This window comes from Tatumella sp. JGM94, from assembly GCF_018257595.1.
In the GTDB taxonomy this organism is placed as follows: domain Bacteria; phylum Pseudomonadota; class Gammaproteobacteria; order Enterobacterales; family Enterobacteriaceae; genus Tatumella; species Tatumella punctata.
This window is the reverse complement of record NZ_JAERJN010000002.1, coordinates 259,516-265,820: the sequence shown is the minus strand read 5'-3', so window position 1 is coordinate 265,820 and position 6,305 is coordinate 259,516. Positions and strand designations below refer to the sequence as shown.

Below are 6,305 nucleotides of genomic sequence, written 5' to 3'. Positions count from 1 at the left end.
GGCTTTGTCATGTGACTCACCTCTGAGTTGAGAGTTTACTCACTTAGTCGCGTGTCCACTATTGCTGGGTAAGATCACTGAAGCATCTGAAATGAGTTTCCGGGGTTTGGTTGTAAGAATGCGACATCGTTAGGATTGCCCGGTACAAAGTCACCGTTCTTCGCTTTGGTAATTCTTTTAGGAGATGTGATTCCTGTGGGGTTGACCATACCGATAATTTTCGATGAGATAACTGTATATTCGCGGACACTTTTACTGAAATCTTCTAAAGATTTTAGATCACCATAATATTCCTCTACGTATGACCTACCGTAATTTTCACCATCGATCTTAGTCAATCTAACCGCAATAAATGGTAATGCGTTTTCTGGATAAGTTTCATGAGATCCTTCGATGTAATTATCTTCAATAGTTTCGTATGAATGATAAATTTTATTCTCATAATCATAATAAACATGTGTGTAAACTTTAATCAAAGAATCATCTTCATAACCATCATTAGAAATCATATCTTGAATTACAGGATTTAATGAACCGTATGAAGTAATGTCTTCGGTAATTAATTTCATAATTTTACCAAATCCATCACGCTGAACTACATAGTTATAAAGTTTGTATAATTTCGGTGGATTGTACTGCTGGTTATCTTGAGGATTAGGCATATACATTAAAGCATTACCACTGACAATTAATTGCTTGATTAGATTGCTCAACGTGCCTTTATAACTATTCTGATCCATATAAGTTGAAAGAATTCTTTCAATCATCGATAAACTTTGATCAATTTGAGCACCTTCAGTTGATGCGGGATCATATTGTTTTACGAGATACTCATTCAAACTCAATTTGAAAAACGGTACGTTTATTGGGAACAATGCCTGGAATAATTTACTTGAAAGCCCATTTACACAAGAAGCACCCATAGATTGCTCAGGAGTTTTGTATCTTTCATACGAAGTATAATTATTGTACTGATACTCCTCAAGGTCTGGAAACCATGACGGTACTGTTAGTTTCGCATTATCTATGGCTCTGTCAATGTATGGCTGACGTTCCATCCCCAATTTCTCATAAGTTTGAGAAATTGAAATTTCTGGAGGTGTCCATTTTTGTTTTTTAGGCATCCTTGCCATATTCATTTCTCCTTTAAATGTTTAAACCTGATCCGCCACTACGGGCAATGGTTAATGAAGATTTACCTTTAGCCAGCGTTTTGTTTATTTGCGATTGAGTCGTATCATTAGTTTCTGTATCTGCCTGTGAATCAGATAGATCATTTTGAACCGCCGTTTGTGTATTAGTATCATCACTGGCAACAGCGCCTGATTGGCTTTGTCCAGCAATACCAGCGACTGCTGCTACTGGTGCTACAGCTACTGTAGCTGCGGTTTTTGCTACCTTACCTATAGCTGAAGTGATCTTGTGAAAAAATCCCATTATTAATATCCTTATAGTGAATTAGTGTTTGTTATTGCTGATACCTTTTTTGTTGTACCATTAGTAGTCGAGGTGTCAGTACTATCATTGTTAGTATCAAGGTTATTCGTTAACGCTTTTGTACCAGTGTCATTACTGGTTTCTGAACCATCACCAAAAACGATGCCATCGTCTGTAACGGTATTGGCTAATGGCGCTGGTGTGATTGGCGTTGAAGATACGGTGGTAGTCGCAACATTACTTTTTGCTTTATAGCACATATTATTCTTCGTCCTCTTTATTATAAATTTGAGATAAAATATTTTGACAATCAAACATTGCCTTTGAATAGCCTGAAATATATTCCTGTGAATATCCAGAAATTCGCATCTGATCTAATACTCCAGACATTTGAAGATATTCATAACTAAACAATTTACCCATATATTCGTAAAGTTCTTTTGAAATTAATGGATCTTTATTTTCATCATCAAACATTTGTTTGATATCATCTAATATCATTTTTAAATAACTCCTGTTAAAAATATATTTATCATTTTCTTGGCTCTATTCGGTGTTTGTCGATACCACGTTGAGTCTTTTAATTCTTTAGCTACCGTATTCCAATCTTGAATTTTCATTGCTGCTAAAGCATTGTGAAATTGAGAAACACCAGATACGCCCATCTGAAAGCACATATTAACTAACGCCATCTGTCTATTACTATCAAGTGATTGATATAATGAATTCAATGATGATGATTTAATATTATAATATAGTGTAGTTAAATCTTGATTGAATAATTTTTTACATTCTTCAGTTGAAATAATTCCGTTAGTTGAACGGTTGAATAATTTATCTAATAATCCAATGTTATAATTCTTATCTGAATTCTTTGAAATTAAATGCCCTATACCAATTGTCCAATACCCCAATGTATCTTTATACATTGTAAGTTTCATTCCTTCATCACTTTCTATAAAATTAAAAATATCCATAAACCACCTAAAGTATTATTATTCCCTTTAGATGGTTAAAGTTTTAATTAAATGAATAGATGGACTTTAAAACGTCTTGAATATTCAAATTACCTAATTCAAGTTTAGTATCACTGTGCTTTTCAATTGAATCTAAAATTGTTGAATCTTCATACATATTAACCAATTCTGTAAGAATAGTTCTTTTCAATTCTGGAATGTTACCAGCAGTGGTACTAAATGAATCATGAATTACCATAAGTGGAAAATCAAACTTTTCAGCAACTGTTCTTAAATGATATGAATCAAGTGAGTGAATTATATTAGGACTGATGCCATTTATACTACGTCTAGGATTTATTTCATCGTTGTCAATATTAAGTAAAAATCTTTTTAGATTACCCTGAATAAGTGTTCTAACCGTCTTCTTATTACTTTTGTAATAATGTTGTCGCCATTCTATTTTGTCTGGTGTTGTCCATCGTAATGTATCACTGTTCGCCAGTTGAGAACGTTCGATTGTTTGAAACCATGACAGTACTGACATTGCTTTCAGGGATCGACATTCATCAAAAATTATTTTTGATAAAAATGAAGCATGGGCTGATGATTTGTCATACTCGGTGTTCTTCAACACATCATCCAGTAACTGATTCTTAATGCCGTTGATAGTGACGCTATAGACACTTGTCATCACTGGAAGCTTAGTAACTTTTCGAGTAATACCAAAATCTAACCATTCTTGTGCTAATGTAGAGTCTGATTTTAATACTTTCTCGTATGTCTCACCGCTGTCTGTTGTTTCAATGACTATTTTATTGTCAGTGTTGAGTTCAACTATTTTCTGTAGTTTAATTATTACTTTATCAGCAACCATCTGATATAAATCGTTTGGCTTTTCGTCTTCCGTTGATGGCAGTAAGTTGACTTCTTTAGCTGTTTCTTCGTCTCTTGAAAGCATGGCTAAATGTTGTTGGCCTGAATTACTACCATCTAACGATACTGGTAACGTAGTCTTGTATGACAATCCATAATCAATAACATTCTTATACTCACAACAAAACGCATAAAATAAAATAGGTTCTTCGGATTGTTCTAAAAACAATGATTCTAAAGGTGTCGTAGCTGCTTGAATGATTTCATTATGGTTGTCGTTGATAAATTTAATTCTGTCAGTATTACTAATTTTACTTTTTCCGTAAACATTCGCACCATGTATCTTTAAACATTCAAATCCTTCAGCACCTATTGGTGAGCCTTCACTAAAAGTTAAAAGAGCTTTGGCAGTACTATGTGATTGAGGATTCAAAATTGCTGGAATGTAATACAATCGTCCTCTGTAATCATAGTTACACGGGAAATAAATCTTCTCGTAATTCTTGAATTTTTCAGCAATCGAAACAGTATTAATAAATTGTAGATAAATCGACTGATTGCTCTTCTGAGTCGCATACCATTTTCTTGTTTTTATTTTCCACTCTTTAATTTCTTCAGTATTATTTTCATTTGTCCAATGTGATTCAAATAATGGTTTATCTCTTAATACCTTTTGAGGTATTCCTAAGATAGGATAATCCATTTTATTTATTTCTTTGAGTAGCTCTAAAACTTTTTCATTAATTTTATACGGGACGGATTGTAGTTTGTTAGCTACTATCATCAGTTTCGAACAGTCTTGATTTTCAAAATGCTCATACATTTTATTCTTAGGCATTCTAAAAAGTTGTTCATTAAAGCACTCAGTGTAATAACCGCCACCTGTAAGATCTGTCCATGATTTTGGTGGTATAAATGTAGGAAAATGTTTCGGGACGAGCGTGTTGATAAATTTGTTAATATTGTTGTTGATCATCCTCATTGTGCTTTGTGTGAAATTAATTACAGTGAGTGATTTTGTCGGTGATTTAAAAATCACTTTCGACTCAAGAATCTTATAAGTAATCAAACAGTCAATAAAATAACTACCTAACAATGCTGATAATTCTTTGGATCGATATTCAAATCCTGGGACGAATTCTTCAGAACGTTTTAATACCTGCTTTTTGTTTAATACAGAAATACGTTCTTTCACTCCTGTCAGTAGATATTTAAATCTATCCGGACTTTTTTCTTTTATATATTGTGCTCGTTCTTCATTCTGTATGTTCTCGGCAATATTCAAAGCCAGTTTTTGAATTGTAATTTCGTGCTGTTTGGGATTTAAAGATAAAATGGTATTGAAAGATGAAGATACTGATATAAAAATTGCTTTCTCTAATAAATTTTTCTCTTTTAAATCCACAAGAATATTATAAATTCTTTTTTTGTTTTTATTGCCGGATTGCTCGGCTATGAATTTGTCAGTTAATTTAATTGTGGTTTCTGTAATGTTATTAACGAAATATGAAACTGGTGGCTGGATCGCTGACGTACCTTTGTCAATGCTATGAATGATTGTCTGCTGCTTTTTATAAATTGAATCTTCCAATGATTGCTGTTCAAAATCAATTTGCTGCTTTACTAAATCCAATCCGTAGAGTTGTATAAGTTTATTAATTTCATCATCCATAATTCTCATTCCCGTTTAAAAATTATAATCTTCTTTTTATTTTCTTTTAAAGAATTGATTATTTTCATATCTGTATTAGTAGGTAACTCTTCAGTTTCTACAAAATCATTAATATCAAATGAATCATTATTAATATAATATTTATCATTATTGACTATAATTCTGATGTTATTCGTTGTGTCAAAATAAATTGTTTCATCGCCATATATATTGTTTTGATAACAATATTGTAGTGGTTTATAGTTCTGTTTTTTAAAATGTTGGGTGATTTCACTTAATAGCATTTTCAATTTTTCCTTCTAATTCTTTTAGATTATAATAGTTAAAATTATAGTTTCTCATTCTTTGTGTGACATCTGAGAATATTTTTCTGAGTTTTAAAGCTTTAGCGTAGTATTCACCTTTACTACTTACCAAAAGATTAAAATCGTCTTCTTCGGAAAGTTGATCAAAGAATCTCGTTATTTGATTATTTTCAATATTCTTTTCAAAACAAAAATAATCATTAGACATTTTAAAATCTGGTAGTGTAATGCTATAGCTAATTTGATTTATGGTGGCGTGGAAAGTGTTTTCTATATAAATTATAAAATGTTTTATAGGTTCTGATTTGAATAGTGATGGTATATCTTGAGTAGGGCGAGTTAGGAAACTCTGGTAGTACTGGTAGTATCTATAATAATTAGAGATATAAAAACAATCGTTTTTAATTACATAAGTGTTATTATTCTCTGTGGTTATTTCATATTTAAAATTCATAAAAAAATCCCCGGTAAATGTTTTTAGTATTTATCGGAGATTGGTTTATTTAGTGTTTATTTATTTTTTATTTTTGAAACTATCTTTATAGCTTTGTTTGTTTTTACGGTGGCGTTGAACTCTTGCTTTATTATTAATATGCTCACGTAATTCATCGCCATACATGAATTCATAATCATCTAAATATGTTAAAAAATTAGAAGCGTTTTCAAAAATATTTTCAATATTAGCTTCCGGTGTAGTCTCAGTGTGCCCATCCCTTAAAGCATTTTTTCCTAGGTAACCATGAAAAATCCATTTTTTCAGATATCGCTCGATACGTTCACATTCTGATTTTGAACCGGTGAATACTGCCAGTGGTTCACACTTATAAAAATTATTAGAATTGAGTTGATGAAGTCTTACACTTGGATCATTGGTGATACCGAATTTAATAGCCTCAGTACCGATAATGTCCATGATATAAAAATAATGTGGTTGTGAGTTGTCCATTTTAATACGTCCTTGTGTAGTTGAATCGCAGTCCGTTGCGATTTTGATTTGTGTTCCTATGTTGAGTTTTGAAAACACCCCAACGACCTACAATATACTTAATAATACTATAC

At 31.9% G+C, this 6,305-nt stretch carries 9 protein-coding genes; all 9 read right to left on the bottom strand.

The annotated features are described in order from the left end of the window. Positions 1-74: 74 nt before the first annotated feature. The 9 genes from JK216_RS02905 to JK216_RS02865 are packed head-to-tail and all read right to left on the bottom strand — an operon-like array spanning position 75 to position 6,192. On the bottom strand, positions 75-1,133 hold the full coding sequence (locus JK216_RS02905; protein WP_212711226.1) for a portal protein: 1,059 nt from the start codon (positions 1,131-1,133) through the stop codon (positions 75-77). Positions 1,134-1,146: 13 nt separating this feature from the next. After that, positions 1,147-1,437, bottom strand: coding sequence for a hypothetical protein (locus JK216_RS02900; RefSeq protein ID WP_212711225.1), 291 nt, complete (start codon positions 1,435-1,437; stop codon positions 1,147-1,149). Positions 1,438-1,448: 11 nt separating this feature from the next. Beyond that, the gene (locus JK216_RS02895) at positions 1,449-1,697 is read right to left on the bottom strand and encodes a hypothetical protein (RefSeq protein ID WP_212711224.1); all 249 of its coding nucleotides are present in this window, start codon (positions 1,695-1,697) and stop codon (positions 1,449-1,451) included. Position 1,698: 1 nt separating this feature from the next. Then, positions 1,699-1,938, bottom strand: coding sequence for a phage protein (locus JK216_RS02890; RefSeq protein ID WP_212711223.1), 240 nt, complete (start codon positions 1,936-1,938; stop codon positions 1,699-1,701). A gap of 2 nt (positions 1,939-1,940) precedes the next feature. Beyond that, complete coding sequence (locus JK216_RS02885; RefSeq protein ID WP_212711222.1) at positions 1,941-2,414, bottom strand: glycoside hydrolase family protein; 474 nt, start codon at positions 2,412-2,414, stop codon at positions 1,941-1,943. 43 nt (positions 2,415-2,457) lie between these two features. Next, positions 2,458-4,941 carry a DNA-directed RNA polymerase gene (locus tag JK216_RS02880; protein ID WP_212711221.1) on the bottom strand — a complete coding sequence of 828 codons (2,484 nt, stop codon included), beginning with the start codon at positions 4,939-4,941 and terminating at the stop codon, positions 2,458-2,460. 5 nt (positions 4,942-4,946) lie between these two features. Continuing rightward, positions 4,947-5,225 carry a hypothetical protein gene (locus JK216_RS02875; protein WP_212711220.1) on the bottom strand — a complete coding sequence of 93 codons (279 nt, stop codon included), beginning with the start codon at positions 5,223-5,225 and terminating at the stop codon, positions 4,947-4,949. Beyond that, positions 5,212-5,700, bottom strand: a complete 489-nt coding sequence (locus tag JK216_RS02870) for a hypothetical protein (RefSeq protein WP_212711219.1) — start codon at positions 5,698-5,700, stop codon at positions 5,212-5,214. Before JK216_RS02870 ends, JK216_RS02875 begins: the two co-directional genes overlap by 14 nt. 60 nt (positions 5,701-5,760) lie before the next feature. After that, positions 5,761-6,192 (bottom strand): hypothetical protein, encoded by a 432-nt coding sequence (locus tag JK216_RS02865; protein ID WP_212711218.1) that lies wholly within the window; start codon positions 6,190-6,192, stop codon positions 5,761-5,763. Positions 6,193-6,305: the final 113 nt, after the last annotated feature.